This window comes from Streptomyces sp. AHA2, from assembly GCF_036857595.1.
Classification (GTDB): Bacteria; Actinomycetota; Actinomycetes; order Streptomycetales; family Streptomycetaceae; genus Streptomyces.
In genome coordinates, this window is sequence record NZ_JAUQWJ010000008.1 from 167,804 (window position 1) to 185,810 (window position 18,007).

At 74.2% G+C, this 18,007-nt stretch carries 14 protein-coding genes and 3 pseudogenes; 3 read left to right on the plus strand and 14 right to left on the minus strand.

The genetic code is table 11. From position 1 onward, the window contains the following. Window positions 1-83: 83 nt before the first annotated feature. Entirely contained in the window at window positions 84-503 is a 420-nt protein-coding gene (locus tag Q5694_RS18530; RefSeq protein ID WP_333934247.1) for a DUF7144 family membrane protein, read from the minus strand. Between the two features lie 381 nt (window positions 504-884). Continuing rightward, the gene (locus tag Q5694_RS18535; RefSeq protein WP_333934248.1) at window positions 885-1,541 is read right to left on the minus strand and encodes an HdeD family acid-resistance protein; all 657 of its coding nucleotides are present in this window, start codon (window positions 1,539-1,541) and stop codon (window positions 885-887) included. A gap of 427 nt (window positions 1,542-1,968) precedes the next feature. Between Q5694_RS18535 and Q5694_RS18540 the strand changes: the two genes are divergently transcribed. After that, window positions 1,969-2,484 (plus strand): potassium channel family protein, encoded by a 516-nt coding sequence (locus tag Q5694_RS18540; protein ID WP_333934417.1) that lies wholly within the window; start codon window positions 1,969-1,971, stop codon window positions 2,482-2,484. A gap of 125 nt (window positions 2,485-2,609) precedes the next feature. Here the strand turns inward: Q5694_RS18540 and Q5694_RS18545 are convergent, their stop codons facing one another. After that, window positions 2,610-5,303 carry a LuxR C-terminal-related transcriptional regulator gene (locus Q5694_RS18545; protein ID WP_333934250.1) on the minus strand — a complete coding sequence of 898 codons (2,694 nt, stop codon included), beginning with the start codon at window positions 5,301-5,303 and terminating at the stop codon, window positions 2,610-2,612. 311 nt (window positions 5,304-5,614) lie between these two features. Between Q5694_RS18545 and Q5694_RS18550 the strand changes: the two genes are divergently transcribed. Then, window positions 5,615-6,448 (plus strand): class II glutamine amidotransferase, encoded by an 834-nt coding sequence (locus Q5694_RS18550; protein ID WP_333934251.1) that lies wholly within the window; start codon window positions 5,615-5,617, stop codon window positions 6,446-6,448. A 21-nt stretch (window positions 6,449-6,469) separates the two neighbouring features. Here the strand turns inward: Q5694_RS18550 and Q5694_RS18555 are convergent, their stop codons facing one another. The 4 genes from Q5694_RS18555 to Q5694_RS18570 form a co-directional block, all read right to left on the minus strand. Next, the gene (locus Q5694_RS18555) at window positions 6,470-6,979 is read right to left on the minus strand and encodes an O-acetyl-ADP-ribose deacetylase (RefSeq protein ID WP_333934252.1); all 510 of its coding nucleotides are present in this window, start codon (window positions 6,977-6,979) and stop codon (window positions 6,470-6,472) included. Continuing rightward, a complete protein-coding gene (locus Q5694_RS18560; RefSeq protein ID WP_333934253.1) occupies window positions 6,976-8,385 on the minus strand; it encodes a phytoene desaturase family protein in 1,410 nt (469 codons plus the stop codon). Before Q5694_RS18560 ends, Q5694_RS18555 begins: the two co-directional genes overlap by 4 nt. 201 nt (window positions 8,386-8,586) lie before the next feature. Next, a complete protein-coding gene (locus tag Q5694_RS18565) occupies window positions 8,587-9,432 on the minus strand; it encodes an inositol monophosphatase family protein (RefSeq protein ID WP_333934255.1) in 846 nt (281 codons plus the stop codon). An 85-nt stretch (window positions 9,433-9,517) separates the two neighbouring features. Further along, window positions 9,518-11,344 (minus strand): gamma-glutamyltransferase family protein, encoded by a 1,827-nt coding sequence (locus tag Q5694_RS18570; protein ID WP_333934256.1) that lies wholly within the window; start codon window positions 11,342-11,344, stop codon window positions 9,518-9,520. Window positions 11,345-11,694: 350 nt separating this feature from the next. Here Q5694_RS18570 and Q5694_RS18575 point away from each other — a divergent pair, with 350 nt between their 5' ends. Further along, window positions 11,695-12,363, plus strand: coding sequence for a hypothetical protein (locus Q5694_RS18575; protein WP_333934258.1), 669 nt, complete (start codon window positions 11,695-11,697; stop codon window positions 12,361-12,363). A 100-nt stretch (window positions 12,364-12,463) separates the two neighbouring features. Here Q5694_RS18575 and Q5694_RS18580 read toward each other — a convergent pair. The 7 genes and pseudogenes from Q5694_RS18580 to Q5694_RS18610 form a co-directional block, all read right to left on the minus strand. Continuing rightward, window positions 12,464-12,767 (minus strand): annotated as a pseudogene (locus tag Q5694_RS18580) (cytosine permease); the annotation flags it as partial. Window positions 12,768-12,849: 82 nt separating this feature from the next. Next, window positions 12,850-13,872, minus strand: a complete 1,023-nt coding sequence (locus tag Q5694_RS18585; protein WP_333934259.1) for a TIGR03842 family LLM class F420-dependent oxidoreductase — start codon at window positions 13,870-13,872, stop codon at window positions 12,850-12,852. Window positions 13,873-13,883: 11 nt separating this feature from the next. Beyond that, entirely contained in the window at window positions 13,884-15,287 is a 1,404-nt protein-coding gene (gene hydA, locus Q5694_RS18590; RefSeq protein WP_333934260.1) for a dihydropyrimidinase, read from the minus strand. A gap of 94 nt (window positions 15,288-15,381) precedes the next feature. Next, window positions 15,382-15,590: pseudogene (locus tag Q5694_RS18595) on the minus strand (acyltransferase); the annotation flags it as partial. Beyond that, a pseudogene (locus Q5694_RS18600) lies at window positions 15,582-15,801 on the minus strand (PucR family transcriptional regulator ligand-binding domain-containing protein); the annotation flags it as partial. The pseudogenes Q5694_RS18595 and Q5694_RS18600, both read right to left, overlap by 9 nt. A gap of 29 nt (window positions 15,802-15,830) precedes the next feature. After that, window positions 15,831-17,117, minus strand: coding sequence for an aspartate aminotransferase family protein (locus Q5694_RS18605; protein WP_333934261.1), 1,287 nt, complete (start codon window positions 17,115-17,117; stop codon window positions 15,831-15,833). Then, a complete protein-coding gene (locus tag Q5694_RS18610; RefSeq protein WP_333934262.1) occupies window positions 17,114-17,956 on the minus strand; it encodes a nitrilase-related carbon-nitrogen hydrolase in 843 nt (280 codons plus the stop codon). Before Q5694_RS18610 ends, Q5694_RS18605 begins: the two co-directional genes overlap by 4 nt. Between the last annotated feature and the right edge of the window lie 51 nt (window positions 17,957-18,007).

Consider the following 18,007-nt stretch of genomic DNA (forward strand, 5'->3'; position numbering starts at 1 on the left):
GCGCGGGCCGCGCGGCGGTGGACGCACGGGCGGACGCGCGGGCCGTCGGGGCCCGCGCGCCCGCCCGGTTCACCGCCCGGCCGTCAGAAGTCGCTCCTCTTCGTGGTGCACAGGGCCCAGACGATGAACCCCGAGATCGCGATCATCACCACGGACCACACCGGGTAGGACGGCAGGGACAGGAAGTTGGCGATGATGAACAGGGCGCCTATGCCGACGCCCGCGACGCGTGCCCAGGTGGCCCCCTGGAACAGCCCGATGCTGATCAGCACGGCGACCGCACCCAGGATCAGATGGATCCAGCCCCAGCCGGTCAGGTCGAACGCGAACACGTAGCCGGGGGTCGACAGGAACACCTCGTCCTCGGCGATCGCCGCGATGCCGCGCATGATGCCGAGGACTCCTCCGACCATCAGCATGACGGCTGCGAAGATCGTCAGACCGGCGGCGGCCGTGCCGCGCCTCGCCCCGGAGGGCGCGTGCGTGGGGTGTGTGGCGGTCATCCCGTTTCCTCGTTTCTGCTGGTTCCGGCGCGCTCGGCGACCGGAGGGGTGGGTGGCGGAGGCGGGCCTCCGACGGTGGCGGCGATGCCGCCGCGAGCGCGGATCCCGGACGGCCGGGTGAGCCCGTCGACGCTGCTGCGCCGCTTCTCCTCGCCTCCCGGCGGCGCGGGGGGGGGCGACGACGTGGACGCACGCGCCCAGGACCGGCAGGACGGCGCTGAGCGGCAGGGCGTCGTACGCCGGGTAGGTCGGTGCGTCCACGTCGCTCCTCCCGTCCCGGGCGCCCGCCGCGCAGCGGCTCCCCTGCCGTCCCAGCGTCGGCGGGAGGCGGCCCGGGCCGCCTCACCCGGGGAGGGTGATCGTGCGGCCGGTCGCACGGCCTCAGCCGCCCGTGCCCCGGCCGCCCGGCACGGCCGCGGCCGCTCTGCGCAGCGCCGCCCGCCAGGCCAGGGCGAGCCCCGCCTCGGCGAACCCCAGCAGCACCAGCCACAGACCGAGCAGCCTGGTCAGCGCCCGGGCCGATTCCGCCGGCAGCGCCAGCACGACCACGCCCGCGACCACGGCCAGCACGGCGGCGCCCAGGAGGAGCCCGCGGTGGGGCAGGTCCCGCGCGGCGAGGGCGGTGTGCAGCGTGAGCATCCCGGACACCAGCCACGTCAGCCCGACGATCAGCGACAGCGCGGTGATGGTCTGGAGCGGGTTGCGCAGGCACAGCACGCCGGCCAGGACGGACAGCACGGCCAGCAGCAGGCCGGCCGCGCGGTGGCCCTGCTCCTGCCGGGCGAAGGTCTCCACGAACCGGAACGTCCCGGCCGCCAGCAGGTACAGCCCGACCAGGACCGCCACGACGTGCAGCGTCGCCTCGGGCCAGACCAGGAGCAGGACGCCGGGTACGAGGGTGGCGGCGGCGGAGGCGAGGATCCAGGTCCAGGAGCGTCCGAGCGCCGCCAGCAGGTCGGCGGGGTCGGCCGGGTGGGCCGGCCCGCGGCCGCCCGGCCCGGGAGTCGTTTGCGGGCCCGGCGACGACGTCGTGGTCATGACTCCTCCTCGGGGGCCGGACGCGCACGGGCCGTCGGCGGACGGCAGCGGCCCCGGGGACCAATCTCGCGCGGGGCCGCGCGGCACCGGGTCACCCGCGGCGGGTGATCCCCGGCCGGGACGAATCGCGGTGAGCTGGTACGGCGACCGGGGCGGCGGGACCGGTGGCGGGCGGGGCGCACACCGGCCCGGGCACGCACCGGCAGGCGGGCGACAACCGCACGACACGCACGACACGACCGGAAGACACGAGATGGCGGATCCTGCGGTGCACCGGCCCGGGACCGGACCGGGAAACGGCACCGGGACCGGAACCGGTGCCGGCCTGGGCAAGGGACACGGGACCGGAGCCGGAGCCGGGGCGACCCGGGCCAGGACGGACGGCCAGGCCCGGCGGCGCCCGCGGCGGCGCGCGTCGGCCGCCGCCCTGACGCGGGCCGTCCTCATCGCCGTAGGGCTCGTCACCGTCTACTACGTGCTGCCCCTGGACGGACGCACCTCCGCCGGCGCCTCCGCGGTACTCGCCTGCGGGCTGGCGCTGGTCGTGGCGGTGTTCTGGTGGGAGGTGCGGGCCATCCTGGACTCGCCCCACCCACGGCTGAGGGCCGTCGAGGCCCTGGGCACCACGCTGGCGCTGTTCCTGCTGCTCTTCGCGGGTGCCTACTTCCTGCTGGAGCACTCCACGCCGGGCTCGTTCAGCGAGCCGCTGACCAAGACGGACTCCCTCTACTTCACACTCACCACGTTCACCACCGTCGGCTACGGCGACATCGTCGCCCGCTCCCAGACCGGACGGGTGCTGACGATGCTGCAGATGGCGGGCGGGCTGCTGCTGGTGGGCGTGGCCGCGAAGATCCTCGCCGGTGCCGTGCAGGCGGCGCTGCGCCGGCAGGGCCGGGAGCCGTCGGACGACTTCCCCCGTGACCGCAGGGCAGAACCGTGAGCCGGGCCACGCGCGTACCGGAGCCGGTGCGGATCCGCTACGGCCGCATCCGCACGGCCGGCCTCTGACCGGGCGGACGTCCTCCCCGGCCGCCCGGTCCCGCGGCGACCACGGCTTCCGAGGTCCTACAGCAGCCGCAGATCGCGGGCGCGGCGGACGGCGTCGGCGCGGCGGCTCACCGCCAGCTTGCGGTAGATGCTCTTGAGGTGGGTCTTCACGGTGTTCACGGAGACGTGCAGCTCGGTGGCGACCTCCTCGGTCGACATCATCTCGGCGAGGGCGAACAGCACGTCCCGCTCGCGTGCGCTCAGCTCCTCGACCACAAGATCCGGTGGCCGGCCCGTGGGGACGGTCACGGTGGCGCGATACCGGACGGTGCCGTGTCCCCTCGCGTCCACGGCCGGAGCGGCGGTCACGAGCCAGCCGTCGGACAGTTCCCGCAGCCGGCCGGTGCGCAGCAGGGGGCCGATCCAGGGCCCGGCCTCCCGGAACGGCCGGCGCAGCCGCTCGCGCCGGCCGGTGAGGAGGGCGTCGGCGAGCAGACGGCGGGCCGGCGTCTCGTCCCCGGCCGCCAGATGGGCCTCGGCGCGCACCAGCGCGGCGCGTACCGTCACCGCGGGTCCCGGCCGGTCGGTCTCGGGCAACTCGCCGACCAGTGCGAGCGCCTGCTGGGGCTCGCCCTCCGCGAGGCGTGCCCGCGCCGCCTCCACGGCACACGCCGTGCGGTGGTGCGCCGGGCGCTCGACGACCTTGCGGGCGAGGTCGGGACGGCCCAGGGCACGGTGGGCCCCGGCGGCGAGCAGGGCACTGTGGTCCTGCGCCCACGGTGAGCCGACCGCCGCCCGGACGACCGTCTCGGCCGCCGCGAGCGCGGCCACCGCGTCCCCGGTGGCCAGGCGCAGCCGCCCCCGCGCGAGGACGCGGACCGCCTCGGTCACCGGGTCCTCCGCGGCCGGGCGGTACAGGTCGGCGGTGTCGAGGAGCGCCTCGGCCTCGTCCAGTTCGTCCCGGTCGATGTGCACGGCGGCCAGGACCAGGGTGCCGAGCCCCGCCCCGGAGCGCCGGGGCAGGCCGTGGCGCTCCGCCTGGGCGGTCGCCGCCCGGGCCTTGTGCTCGGCCCGGCCGGGCCAGCCGCCGAGCTGGTCGATCAGCGCCAGATGGCCGAGGGCCTCCCAGCGCGGCAGTGCCGTCGCCGCGCCGCCGGGGCCGCCGGTCACCGCCGACAGGGCGGACCGGGCGTCCTCGAAGCGCCCCGCCCACAGCCGGACGGAGCCGAGGTGGGTGAGGAGGAGCGCGGTGTGTTCGGGATGGTCGTCGAGGAGGTGGGCGGGAACGTCCGGACGCAGGCCGCGTGCCCGTTCGGCGGCCTGTTCCGCCCGGCCGGGCGAGCCGGTCAGGCGGGCCGCGAGGGCCTCCAGCAGGGCGTGGCCCAACCGGGCCTGCGGCGGTTGCGAGGCGTCGCGGGCCAGGGTCTGCCCGGTCCGGCGCAGCCGGGCGAGGCCGTGCGTGAGGTCGCGCCGGTCCAGCTCGCGGGCCGCGCGGACGAGGTCGGGCGCCGGGCCGGTGGCGTCGGGGCTCATCCGCGCGAACAGGCCGGACAGCTCCTGCGTGGGCGGTCCGGTGAAGAGCTGCCCGAGCGCCAGGTCGTCGACCAGGGCGCCCGCGGTGAACTCCCAGTCGCCCGCGGCGGCGCCCTGCGCGAGGGCCTCGCGCAGGGCCCCGGAGTCCCGCAGCCAGTGGGCCGCCCTGCTGTGCAGTTCCGGTTCCAGGCCGGGGTGGCGCTCCCGCAGGCGGGCGCGGAGGATCTCGGCGAACAGCGGGTGCAGGCCGTACCAGGACTGCCCCAGGTAGCGGACGAAGGCGTTCTCCCGGTCGAGGGCGGCGAGAGCGGCGCCCGCCCCGGTGCGCGAGGTCAGCGCGTCGGCCAGCTCCGGGCAGCAGCGGTCCAGGACGCTGATGCGCAGCAGCAGGTCCTGGGTGGCGGGGCTCTGCCGCTCCAGCACCTCGGCCAGGAGGTAGTCGGCCAACGCGCTGTGGGCGGCCTCGAACCGCTGTACGTGGACGTCGGGGTGCGGGCCCTGCCGGGCGGCGAGCGCGCACAGCCGCAGCCCGGCGGCCCAGCCCCCGGTCCGCTCGGTGAGGCTCCGCACGGCATGGGGTGGCAGGTGCAGCCCGTGTCGGGACAGCAGCTCGTGGGCCTCCCCCGGTGTGAAGGCCAGCTCGGCGTCCAGGATCTCCGTCAGCTCGCCGGACGTGCGGTACCGGTGCAGCGGCAGCAGCGGTCGGCAGCGGGCGACGAGGACCAGGTGCAGACCCGGCCCTGCGTGGTGCAGGACGAACTCGAGCTGCTCGGCGATCTCGGGGGTGGCCGCCTCGTCGAAGGCGTCGAGCACGAGGACGGCGGGGTGGTCGCGGCGTTCCAGTTCCGCCGCCAGCCGGGTCAGCGTCCGGCGGTCGACGCGGCCGGCGTCGGCAGGTCCGCCGGTCACCTGGAGGCCGGCACCGCGCAGCGCCTGAAGCAGGTAGGCCCAGAACAGCCCGGGCGTCCGGTCGAGGGGGTCGCAGGTGAGCCAGGCCACGGGCTCCGGCAGGCCGGCCGCCCAGTCGGCGGCCAGGAGCGTCTTGCCCGATCCGGCGGAGCCGCCCACGACGGTCAGGGGGGTGCGCAGCGCCTGGTCGAGGCGGCGGACCAGGCGCGGGCGGCGCAGGAACGTGGAGGGCCGCCGCGGGAGGGCGAACCGGGTGCGCAGCAGTGGCTCGCCCCGGGGGTCGGCGCCCGGAGGCGCCGGCTCCGTTTCGGTCTCCTCGGTCGCGGCCATGGACTCCCACTGCCTGCCGTCCGGCGGATCACGAGCACCGCTCGCCCGCCCAGGATCTCAGCGTTCGCGCGGGTCCGCACGCGCGAACCGGCGGGGCCCGGCGAACCCGCGCGCCCGGCCGGGGCGTGACCGCGGTCGTCTCCTTCGCGGGCCCCGGGTCGCCGCACAACCACCCGCCGCGGGCGATGCGGCCGGGCGCAGGCCGGGGTTGGCTGGGGGCCACGCGCCGCCGCCCCGGCGCGCCACCGTCGCACCCGCAGCCGAGGAGCCGCCCCGGCCCGCCCGGGCGGCTCGGAACGGGGGTATCGACCATGTGCCGCTGGCTCGCCTATTCCGGCACCCCCGTGCTGCTCGACGACGTCCTCTACCGGCCGGAGCACTCCCTGATCGACCAGAGCCTGCACGCCCGGATGGGAGTGGAGACCACCAACGGCGACGGTTTCGGCGTCGGCTGGTACGCCTGGCACCTGCGCACGCCCGCCGTCATCCGCGACACGGGACCGGCCTGGAGCAACCGCAACCTGCGGGAGATCTCCGACCACGTCCGCTCGTCGCTGTTCTTCGCCCACGTCCGCGCCTCCACGGGGACGGCGGTGCAGCAGACCAACTGCCACCCCTTCCGCCACGAGCACTGGATGTGGATGCACAACGGGGCGATCACCGGCTTCTCCGAGCTGCGCCGGGACCTCATGATGACCGTCGACCCGGCCCTGTTCCCGTCGCTGGAGGGCACGACGGACTCCGAGGTGATGTTCCACCTGGCGCTCACCCTGGGTCTCGACCGCGATCCGCCGGGCGCGGTGGCGCGGATGACCGGGCTCGTCGAGCGGCTCGCGCGCGAGCACGGCGTGCCGGAGCCGCTGCAGATGACCATCGCGGTGACCGACGGGGAGCGCATCTGGTTCTTCCGCTACTCCAGCGGCGGCGACTCCCGTTCGCTCTACTACAGCAGCCGGGTGGAGGACATCCGGGCCCTGCATCCCGATCTCGCGTTCCTGCGCCACATCTCCGACGAGACGCGGCTGGTCGTCTCGGAGCCGCTGGGCGACCTCCCGGGCGTCTGGAACGCCGTGCCGGAGAGCAGTTACGGCGTCGTCCAGCCCGGGCGTCAGGTGCTGCGGCACTTCGAGCCGGAGCCCGTGTGAGCCGCCGGGCCGGCCTCGGCCTCAGCCCAGTCGCGCGGCGAACGCCTCGTAGGCCCGCTCGTCGAACAGCACGAACTCGACCTCCTCCACGGCCGTGTCCGCCGCCCGCACGGTCTCGAGGGCGATGCGCGCGCCGTCGTCCATCGGCCAGCCGTAGATCCCGGTGGAGATGGCCGGGAAGGCCACACTGCGGGCGCCGAGTTCGTCGGCGACGCGGAGGGACTCGCGGTAGCAGGAGGCGAGCAGGGCGGAGCGGTCCTCGGAGGGGTCGAAGACGGGTCCGACGGTGTGGACGACCCAGCGGGCGTCCAGGTTGCCGGCGGTCGTGGCGACGGCCTGCCCGGTGGCCAGGCCCCTGCCGTACTCCGAGGCGCGCAGCCTGCGGCACTCCTCCAGGATCGCGGGGCCGCCGCGGCGGTGGATCGCGCCGTCCACCCCTCCTCCGCCCAGCAGCGAGGAGTTGGCCGCGTTGACGACGGCGTCGACGCGGCGGCGGGTGATGTCTCCCCGGACCAGGGCGATGGTGGTCATGTCTGCCTCAGTCGCTTCCAGACGGCCTTCGCCGCGTTGTGTCCCGGCATGCCGTGCACACCGGGCCCCGGCGGGGTCGCCGACGAGCAGATGAACACGGCCGGGTGGGGGGTGTGGTACGGGAAGGCGGTGAGCTTCGGACGCAGCAGCAGCTGCAGGCCCGAGGCCGAGCCGGTGGCGATGTCCCCGCCGACGTAGTTGGCGTTGCGGGCGGCGAGTTCGGGTGGTCCTGCGGTGGCCCGGGCCAGTACGCGGTCGCGGAACCCCGGGGCGAACCGCTCCAGTTGGCGCTCGATCGCGTCGGTGAGGTCCCCGGTCCAGCCGTGGGGGACGTGGCCGTACGCCCAGAACACGTGCTTGCCCGCGGGGGCCCGGGTCGGGTCGGCGACGCTCGGCTGCACGGTGATCAGGAACGGTGCGTCCGGGGCCCGGCCCTGCCGCGCCGCTGCACGCAGTGCCGCGCCGATCTCGGCGCTGCTCGCGCCGATCTGCACGGTGCCGGCGACCCGGGCCTCCTTCGCGGTCCACGGCACCGGGCCGTCGAGCGCGTAGTCGATCTTGAAGACGCCGGGTCCGTACCGGTAGCCGGCGTAGTGGTCTCCGAAGCCGGCGATGCGGGCCAGGGCCGTCGGCGAGGTGTCGAAGACGTACGCCCGGGCGGGGGGCAGGTCGTCGAGCCGCTTGACCTCGTAGTCGGTGTGGACGCTGCCGCCGAGTTCCCCGAGGTGACCTGCGAGGGCGTCGGAGATCGCCTGGGAGCCGCCGCGGGCGACCGGCCAGCCGCGGGCGTGCGCGGCCAGGGCGAAGACCAGGCCGATGGCGCTCGTGGCGAATCCGCCCAGGGGGGCCATGACGTGGGCGACGAGCCCGGCGAACAGCGCCCTGGCCGGTTCGTCGCGGAAGCGGCGCATCAGCAGTGTCGACGGGGGCAGTCCGGTGAGTCCGAACCGGGCGAGGGTGACCGGGTCGCGGGGCAGCGCGGTCAGCGGCAGGGACATGAAGTCCCGGGCGAGCGTGTCCCACTTGGGCAGGAACGGCTCGACGAGCCTGCGGTAGGCCCCGGCGTCGCGCGGCCCGAAGGAGGCGGCCGTCCGCCCCACCGACCGTGCCAGGACGGCCGCCGTGCCGTCCGGGAAGGGATGCGCCATCGGCAGTTCGGCGTGCAGCCACTCCAGCCCGTGGCGCTCCAGCGGCAGGGCGCGGAACGCCGGGGAGTTGACGGCGAGGGGGTGCGCGGCGGCGCACGGGTCGTGCCGGAAGCCCGGCAGGGTGAGCTCCTCGGTGCGGGAACCGCCGCCGACGGTGGATCGGGCCTCGAAGACGGCGACGGAGAAACCGCGGCGGGCCAGTTCGACGGCTGCGGTCAGTCCGTTCGGCCCCGCACCCACCACGACGGCATCGAGCATCGACGGCACCTTCGGACCCCTTCGTCAGCCGACGGCCACTGGGGATCAGGATAGGCCCGGGGACGGACGGTCACCGGCGGCGGGGGAGCCTCCGGCGGGAAGACGGGCCTCAGCGACCGGAACCGATGCACGCACACGCTGCGACCAGGCGGGTACGGCTCGCGGCGGCTCCGGGTCCCCCTCCCGGCCGCTCCGCGCTCCTCACACCCCGCCGGACAGCAGCTCGACCACGCGGCGGGCCGTGGCGGCGTCCCGGGCCGCGGTGAAGGGCAGGGTGTTGCCGCCCGTGATGCGGAACGGTTCGCCGTCGCGGGTCAGATGGACGCCGCCCGCCTCCTCGACGAGGAGCAGACCGGCCGCGTGGTCCCAGGCGGCCTCCCAGCTGAACGCCACGGCGTCGAGCTCGCCGCGGGCGACGGCGAGGTACTCCAGGCCGGCCGAGCCGCACGGGCGCGGCGCCACCCCGTCGGTGCGCAGGCCGAGCAGGGCGCGCTTCTGCTCGTCGGTCGTGTAGTCGGGGTGGGAGGTGGCCACGCCCAGGTCGCGGCCGGGCTCGGGGGGCCCGGCGAACAGGCGCTCCCCGCCGAGCCGGGCGCCCCGGCCGCGGACGGCGGTGGCGAGCAGGTCGCGGGCGGGCGCGTACGTCCAGGAGGCGAGCAGGGTGCCGCCGAGCGCCAGCGCGACCAGGGTGCAGAAGCCGGTCTCGCCGTGCACGAACTGCCGCGTCCCGTCGACCGGGTCGACGATCCAGACCGGGGCGTCGCCGTGGATCGCCTCGTACGACGCCGGGTTGGCGTGGACCGCTTCCTCGCCGACCACGACCGAGCCCGGCAGCAGGGCGACGAGCGCGTCGGTCAGGTACAGCTCGGCCTTGCGGTCGGCGTCGGTCACCAGGTCGTGCGGGCCGTTCTTCTGGTCGACCTCGTGCGCGGCGAGGCGGCGCCAGCGGGGCATGATCTCGTCGGCGGCCGCCTTGCGTACGGCCTCTTCCACGTCGGACGCGTGCTGTGCGAGAAACTCTTCGATGGTTTCGGTGCTGTCGATCACTCCCCCATCACAACACGCGGCACTGACAATCCCCACCCGCCCGGTGCACTCCGGGTGGAATCGCGATGAACAGCGCCCGCCGCGGTCAGCGGCCGACGGCGTACCCCTGCATGCCGCGCGGGTTGGCCGCCGCGGACAGCACGCCGGTCCCCGGATCGCGTGCGACCGCGCACAGCCGGCCCTCCGACCAGGGGCCGCCGACGGTCACCTCGTGGCCGCGGCGCCTCAGTTCCGCGACGACGGCCGGGTCGGTCCGCGACTCCACGGTGACGCTGCCCGGGCGCATGCCGCGCGGGAAGAAGGACCCGGGGAAACTGTCGTTGTGCCAGTTCGGGGCGTCGATGGCGCCCTGGAGGTCGAGGCCGCCGCGTACCGGGGCGCGCAGGGCGACCGCGAGGAAGAAGTGCAGCTGCCACTGGTCCTGCTGGTCCCCGCCGGGCGTGCCGAACGCCATGACGGGCACGCCGTCGCGCAGGGCGAGGGAGGGCGTCAGCGTGGTGCGGGGGCGGCGGCCGGGGGTGAGCGAGTTGGGCAGGCCCTCCTCCAGCCAGGTCATCTGCAGCCGGGTGCCGAGCGGGAATCCCAGTTCGGGCACGACCGGGTTGGACTGCAGCCAGCCGCCGCTGGGTGTGGCCGAGACCATGTTGCCCCAGCGGTCGACGACGTCGAGGTGGCAGGTGTCGCCGCGCGTGGTGCCGTCCGCGAGGATCTCGGGCTCGCCGGGCACGGGGGACGCCGGGCTCTTGGCGACGGTCGGTTCGCCGACGCCGAGAGCGTCGAAACCCTCCTGCGCGGCGGCGGCCACGCGCGCGTGGGCGCACAGGCGCGGGGTGCGGCCGCCGGGGCTGCCGGGCCGCAGGTCGTGGTCGGCCCGCTCGCCGGCCAGGGCGCGGCGGGCCGCGTTGTACTGCTCGGACAGCAGGTCGCCGAGCGGGACGTCGGCGGCGTCGCCGTACCAGGCCTCGCGGTCGGCCATGGCCAGCTTGCAGTTCTCGATCAGCAGGTGGACGTAGTCGGCCGAGCCGTAGGGCGGCAGTTCGGACGGGAGCAGGGCGAGCTGCTGGAGCAGGACCGGACCCTGGCTCCAGGGGCCGGGCTTGCACACGGTCCAGCCGTTCCAGTCGTACGTCACCGGGTTCTCGTAGGACGCGGACCAGCCGGCGAGGTCGGCGGCGGTGAGAGTGCCGGTGTGGCGGGCGCCGCTGGTGTCCCGCGTCGGTCGGGCGGCCTGCCGGACGAGGGCGTCGGCGACGAATCCCGTGCGCCACACCTCCCGCGCGGCCTCGATGCGCGCCTCGCGGTCGCCGGCCCCGGCGGTCTCGGCGAGCAGCCGCCTCCAGGTGGCGGCGAGGGCGGGGTTGCGGAACAGCTCGCCGGGGCGCGGGGCCCTTCCGCCGGGCAGGTAGACGTCCGCCGACGAGGTCCATTCCGTCTCGAACAGCTCGCGGACCGTTTCGACGGTCTCACCGACGCGCTCCACAGGCGCGTGGCCGTGCTCGGCGTAGCCGATGGCGTACTTCAGTACCTCGTCGAGCGGTCTGGTGCCGTGGTCGCGCAGCAGCAGCATCCAGGCGTCGAAGGCGCCCGGCACCGCGGCGGCCAGGGGCCCGGTGCCGGGGACGAGGTCCAGCCCGAGTCCCCGGTAGTGGGAGACGGTCGCCCCGGCCGGGGCGACGCCCTGCCCGCACAGCACGCGCACCTCCGCGCCGGCCGGGGCGAGCAGGATCGGCACCTCGCCGGCCGGCCCGTTGAGGTGCGGTTCCACGACGTGCAGGACGAAGGCTCCGGCCACGGCCGCGTCGTAGGCGTTGCCGCCGTCCTCCAGCACGGCCATCGCCGACTGCGAGGCGAGCCAGTGCGTGGAGGCGACCATGCCGAAGGTGCCCTGGAGGGTGGGGCGGGACGTGAACATAGGGCTGCGGTACCTCTCGTCGTCGTGGGCCACCGCTCCCCCTGCCCCGGTCGCGCCGCGGCGCAAACCTCGCGCCGCGTGCCGCACGACGTGGCGTGCGGTGTCCCACGGGCGCCGATGTCGCCGCCGACCGTCGCCAGGTGCCGCAAGTCCGGATTCGTCCGCAACGGGGGCGATGGCGCGGTTTCCGGGCAGCGCAGCGCGACCGGGCCGGTGCGAACGGTGGTGGTCCGGCCCGGGTGCCCGGTCGCCCCTTCCACGCCACAGGCACTCGTGTGACACTGGCGTCCCCGTCCGCCGTGCGGACCCGTTCCGCACCGTCCGTCCCCACGAGAAGGGCGCCGTGCGCCGTGCGTTCCCTACCCCTGCCTCTGGCCCTGACGGCACGCCTGTCGCCGGTCGTCGTGCTCGCCGCGGCGGGCTGGGCGCTGACCTCCGGGCCGCCCGCCGCCCCGCCGGCCGCCGCGCACAAGCCGGCCGAGGGCAAGACCCGGACCCAGACCGCCTCCGCCCCGTCGACGTCGGCGGAGTCCAGGACGTACACGGCCGCTCCCGCGCCCTGTGACAGCGTCGCGAAGAAGACGGTCGAGTCGCTGGTGCCGGGCGCGAAGACGGCCGGCAAGGAGATCCCGTCCACGGACGCACAGGTGCGCCGCACCTGCTCCTGGAACGCGCTCAAGGGGTACGACTACCGCTGGCTCGACGTCTCCTTCGAGATCCTGGCGTCGGACGAGGCGGCGGCCGCGTCCTACCGGTCGGCCACCGCCAAGCGCAGCGGCGGCGGAGCCGTCCCGGGTCTGGGCGACGGCGCGTACTCCGTGGTGAACCTCACCACCGAGGACGAGCAGCAGACCCGGGAGGGCGTCGTCGTCGCCCGCGCCTCCAACGCGCTGGTGACGGTCACCTACAACGGCAGCGACTTCGAGTCGAAGAAGGCGCCGGACACGGACACGGTCAACAGGGGCGCCATCAAGGCCGCGAAGGAGGCGGTGGCCGCGCTGGAGGCCGGTGAGGACTGACCCCGGCCCCCGGCTTCCCCGACCGGCGCGCCGGACCGCCCCCCTCCCGCACCGGCCCACCGCGCCGGGACACCGCCGCCCTGCGGCACGGGCCCGCGTGTCACACCACCGCGCGGCGGCGGGCCCGCAGAGCCATCAGGAACAGGTACAGCACCATCGACGTGCCGAGTCCCACCGCCCAGCCGTAGTCGGCCAGACCGGCCAGGGCCGGGATCGGACGGCCGTCGACCAGCGGCCGAAACCCGCGCCGCCGACGGCGAGGACGCCGCCGGCCGCGAAGGCGACGACCGCCCGCCAGTTCCGGCCGCCGGCGTACCGGTAGCGGCCGCCCGCAGCTTCCACGGGAAGATCAGCACGCCGAGCACGCAGGTCGCCGGGGTGCCGGCGCGGAAACTGACGCGGCGCACCCCCCATGGGGGGTGCGCTGGGGAGCGCCCGGGCCCCCTTCCCGAGCCGCTGGGAAGGGGGAGTTCGAGGGGGTGGTGGTCAGCCGTTGACGGCCGGGATCACCCGCGATCCGTAGGCGTCGATCACGGACTCCTGCGCGTCGTGCATGTCGTAGACGGCGAACTGGTCGACGCCGAGGGCGCGCAGCGCGTTCAGCTTCTCGACGTGCCGGTCGACCGGGCCGAGCAGGCAGAACCGGTCGACGATCTCGTCGGGCACGAAACGGGTGTCCGGGTTCCCGGCCCGGCCGTGGTGGGAGTAGTCGTAGCCCTCGCGTGCCTCGATGTACTCGGTGAGTTCGTCGGGGACCGCCGCCGAGTGCTGCCCGTACTTGGACACGAGGTCGGCGACGTGGTTGCCGACCATGCCGCCGAACCAGCGGCACTGCTCGCGCGCGTGGGCCAGGGCCCCGGGTGAGTCGTCCTCGGTCACGTAGGCGGGGGCGGCCACGCAGACGGTCACCTCGGAGGGGTCGCGCCCGGCGGCGACGGCCGCGTCCTTGACGGCTTTGACCATGTACTCGGTCAGATAGAGGTCGGCGAGCTGGAGGATGAACCCGTCGGCCTCCTCGCCGGCCGTCCTCAGCGCCTTGGGCCCGTAGGCGGCCATCCACACGGGCAGTTCGGCGTCCGGTTTGATCCACGGGAACCGGACGACGGTCCCGCCGCCGAGGTCGGCCTCCTGCCCGCTGCCGAGGGCGCGGATGACCTTCATGGCCTCGCTGATCCGGGCCAGGGTGTTGGGCTTGCGTCCCGCCACGCGCATGGCGGAGTCGCCGCGGCCGATCCCGCAGACGGTGCGGTTGCCGAACATGTCGTTGAGGGTGGCGAAGGTGGAGGCGGTGACCTCCCAGGTCCGGGTGCCCGGGTTGGTCACCATCGGGCCGACCTTGAGCTTCGTGGTGTTGGCGAGGATCTGGCTGTAGATCACGAACGGCTCCTGCCACAGCACGGCGGAGTCGAAGGTCCAGCCGTGGGTGAAGCCGTTGCGTTCCGCCCGCTTCATCAGGCTGATCACCCGCGAGGCCGGCGGGTCGGTCTGCAGGACGAGTCCGAAGTCCATCTGCGCCACTCCTAGTCGAGGTACTGACAGGTGGATCGCGGGGTGAACACGCCGTGCCCGGCGCGCCCGGTGTACTCCCGCTCGGTGATGACGGGCTCGCCGCGCGAGAGGACCGTCTCGACCCGGCCGGTGACGCGCTTGCCCTCGTACGCCGAGTAGTCGACGTTCATGTGGTGCGTCCCGGCCGAGATGACCTGCTCGGCGTGCGGGTCGTAGACGACCACGTCGGCGTCGGCGCCCGGTGCGATGGTGCCCTTCTTCGGGTACAGGCCGAACATCCGGGCGGGGGTGGCGCACGCGATCTCGATCCAGCGGCGGCGTGAGAGGTGCCCGTCGACGACCGCCTGGTGGAGGAGGTCCATGCGGTTCTCCACACCGGGCAGGCCGTTGGGGATCTTGGAGAAGTCTCCGCGGCCGAGCTCCTTCTGGCCCGCGAAACAGAAGGGGCAGTGGTCGGTGGAGACGACCTGGAGGTCGTTCGTGCGCAGTCCCCGCCACAGCGCGGCCTGGTGCTCCCTGGGCCGGAGCGGTGTGCTGCACACGTACTTGGCGCCCTCGAAGTCCGGCTCGGCGAGGTTGTCGGTGGACAGGAACAGGTACTGCGGGCACGTCTCGCCGAAGACGTTCAGCCCCTCGTCGCGGGCCCGGGCCAGTTCGGCCACCGCCTCCGACGCCGAGACGTGCACGACGTACAGCGGGGCGCCGGCGACCTGGGCCAGCCGGATGGCGCGGTGGGTGGCCTCGGCCTCCAGCAGGGCCTTGCGGACCTCGCCGTGGTAGCGCGGGTCGGTCTCGCCGCGGGCCAGGGCCTGTTCGACCAGGACGTCGATCGCGATGCCGTTCTCGGCGTGCATCATGATCAGGCCGCCGTTGTCGGCGCAGCGCTGCATGGCGCGCAGGATCTGGCCGTCGTCGCTGTAGAAGACGCCCGGGTAGGCCATGAACTGCTTGAAGGAGGTGACGCCCTCCTCGACCAGGTGGTCCATCTCCTTGAGCGTGTGCTCGTTGACGTCGGAGACGATCATGTGGAAGCCGTAGTCGACGGAGCAGTTGCCGTCGGCCTTGGCGTGCCAGGCGTCGAGGCCCTCGCGCAGGCTGTGCCCGACGCTCTGCACGGCGAAGTCGATGATCGTCGTGGTGCCGCCCCAGGCGGCGGCGCGGGTGCCGGTCTCGAAGGTGTCGGAGGCGAAGGTGCCGCCGAAGGGCAGCTCCATGTGGGTGTGGGCGTCGACGCCGCCGGGGATGACGTACTTTCCGGTGGCGTCGATGGTCCGGTCGGCCGTGAAGGTGTCGGCGGTGGGGGTGTGGGAGGCAGCGAGGGCGGCGATTCGGCCGTCCTCGATCAGGACGTCGGCGTGGATCTCGTCGGATGCGGTGATGACGAGGCCGCCGCGGATGACTGTACGGCTGCTCATGTCGTGGTCGCTCCTCGCAGTCTGTACGTGCCGGTTGTGAGTGGTTGCTCGTGCAGTTCCCGGCGCCCCTGAGGGCGCGTCCCCCGCAGGCGTCTCACGGTGCTGTCAGTGGCCCGTACGCGCCCGGCGCGCGGTCCCGGTAGAACTGCCAGCGGTCGCGGACCTCGCGGAGCTTGGCCAGGGCCGGGTCGCGGACGACCGGTTCGGGCTCCTTGTCGCTCGCCACCTCGCCGACGAACCGGGCCTCGGGATCGACGAAGTACGAGGTGCCGAGAAGTCGTTGTCCCCGTACTTCTCGACCCCGGCGAGCAGCAGGCCGGTGGTGAGCACCATCTCGCCCGCCGCTGAGCATCACGCCGACGTCGGCGGCCTCGGCGACGTGCACCCAGCGCACGGGCCGGTCGAGGTGGCTCGCCCCGGCCACCACCTCGGGCTCCCCGGCGAGGACCCGCTCCAGGGCGAGGACCTGCCGGACCGACAGGGCCGGTTCCGGGGCGTCCGAGGTGACGGTCATGGCGGCGGCTCCCCTTGGTCGGTCCGTCCCTACTGGATGCTCCGCAGGGCGTTCTCGAGGATCGCGGCGCCCTCCTCGGCCTCCGCGACGTTCAGGGACAGCGGCGGGGCGACGCGCAGCGCGCTGGTGTCGTGGCCGCCGCCCTTGCCGATCAGCAGACCGCCTTCCCGGGCCGCCTCCAGCACGGCGGCGGCGGCCTTCGGGTCGGCCTCGTCGGTGCCGGGACGGGTGATCTCGATGCCGATCATCAGGCCGCGGCCGCGCACCTCCCGGACGGCCGGAACCTGGGCGGCGGCCGAGCGCAGCCGCTCGATGAGCAGGCCGCCGACGCGCCGGGCGTTGCCCTGCAGGTCGTGTTCCAGCAGGTAGGTGAGGTTGGCGAGGCCCGCGGCCATGGTGACCTGGGTGCCGCCGAAGGTGGAGATGCTGTGGGAGTCGAGGCAGTTCATGATCTCGGCGCGGGCGACGACCCCGCCGACGGACATGCCGTTGCCGATGCCCTTGGCGAAGGTCATGATGTCCGGCGGCCCGTTCTGCCCGTGTGCCTGCCAGCCCCAGAAGTGCTCGCCGGTGCGGCCCCAGCCGGTCTGCACCTCGTCGGCGATCCACAGGATGCCGCGTTCGTGCAGCACCTCGCGGAAGGCCGCGTAGAGCCCGTCGGGCGGGGACGTGAAGCCGCCGACGCCCTGGACGGGTTCGGCGATCAGCGCGGCCGGCGGGCGGGTGTGGCCGAGCAGGTCCTGCAGGTCGTCGACGCAGGCGTCGATGAAGTCGGCGTCGCCGAGGGAGGCGAACGGGCCGCGGGAGCGCACCCCGCCGTGGACGTACAGCGTCTGCAGCGGGGACAGCGAGGTCGGGGACCAGCCGCGGTTGCCGGTGATGCCGACGGCGCTGAAGGAGCGTCCGTGGTAGCTGTTGCGCATCGCCAGGACGGTGTTGCTGCGCCGGTAGGTCGTGGCGAGCAGCAACGCGGTGTCGTTGGCCTCGGTGCCGGAGGTGGTGAAGAAGACCCGGGCGTCCGGGATGCCGCTCAACCGGGCGATGCGTTCGGCGAGTTCGACCATCGGGCGGTTGAGGTACAGGGTCGAGGAGTGGATGATCCGTCCGGCCTGCTCGCTCACCGCCTTGGTCACCTCGGGCAGGGCGTGCGCGGTCATGGTGGTGAGGATGCCGCCGAAGAAGTCGAGGTAGCGGTTGCCCTCGGCGTCCCAGACGTGGCGGCCCTCGCCGTGGGTGATCTCGAGGGGCTCCTCGTAGTACAGGGCGAGCCAGTCCGGGAGCACGGCCCGGTGGCGGCCCAGGAGGTCGTGGGTCACGGCTGCACCAGCCCTTCGTAGGCGTCGGGGCGGCGGTCGCGGTAGAAGGCCCACGTCTGCCGCACCTCTTCGATGAGGTCGAGGTCGATGTCCCGGACCACGAGCTCCTCCGCGCTGTCACTGGCGACGTCCCCGACGAACTGCCCGCGCGGGTCGACGAAGTAGCTCGTGCCGTAGAAGTCGTTGTCGCCGTACTCCTCCTGGCCGACGCGGTTGATCGCGGCGATGTAGTACCCGTTGGCGACGGCCGCCGCGGGCTGCTCCAGGCGCCACAGGTGGGAGGAGAGACTGCGGTGGGTGGCGGAGGGGTTGTACACCAACTGGGCCCCCGCCAGGCCGAGTTGGCGCCACCCCTCGGGAAAGTGGCGGTCGTAGCAGATGTACACCCCGACCTTGCCGGCGGCGGTGTCGAAGACGGGCCAGCCGAGGTTGCCGGGCTTGAAGTAGAACTTCTCGCGGAAGCCCTTGAGCTGGGGGATGTGGTGCTTGCGGTACTTGCCGAGGTAGGTGCCGTCGGCGTCGATCACCGCCGCGGTGTTGTAGTAGAAGCCGGGCTGCTCCGCCTCGAACACCGGCGCGACGATCACCATGCCGGTCTCGCGGGCGAGGGCCCGCATCCGCCGCACGGTCGGCCCGTCCGGGACGGGCTCGGCCCAGCGGTAGTGCTCCGGCTCCTCGACCTGGCAGAAGTAGGGGCTGTTGAAGACCTCCTGGAACCCGATGATCTTCGCGCCCCGGCGGGCCGCCTCGCGGGCGTGCTCCTCGTGTTTCGCCACCATGGACTCGGTGTCGCCGGTCCAGGTGGCCTGGACCAGAGCGGCACGTACGACGTTGGCCATGAGCTGCTCCTTCGACGCGACGTCTGCGCCTCTACGCCCGTAGAAGCGGGC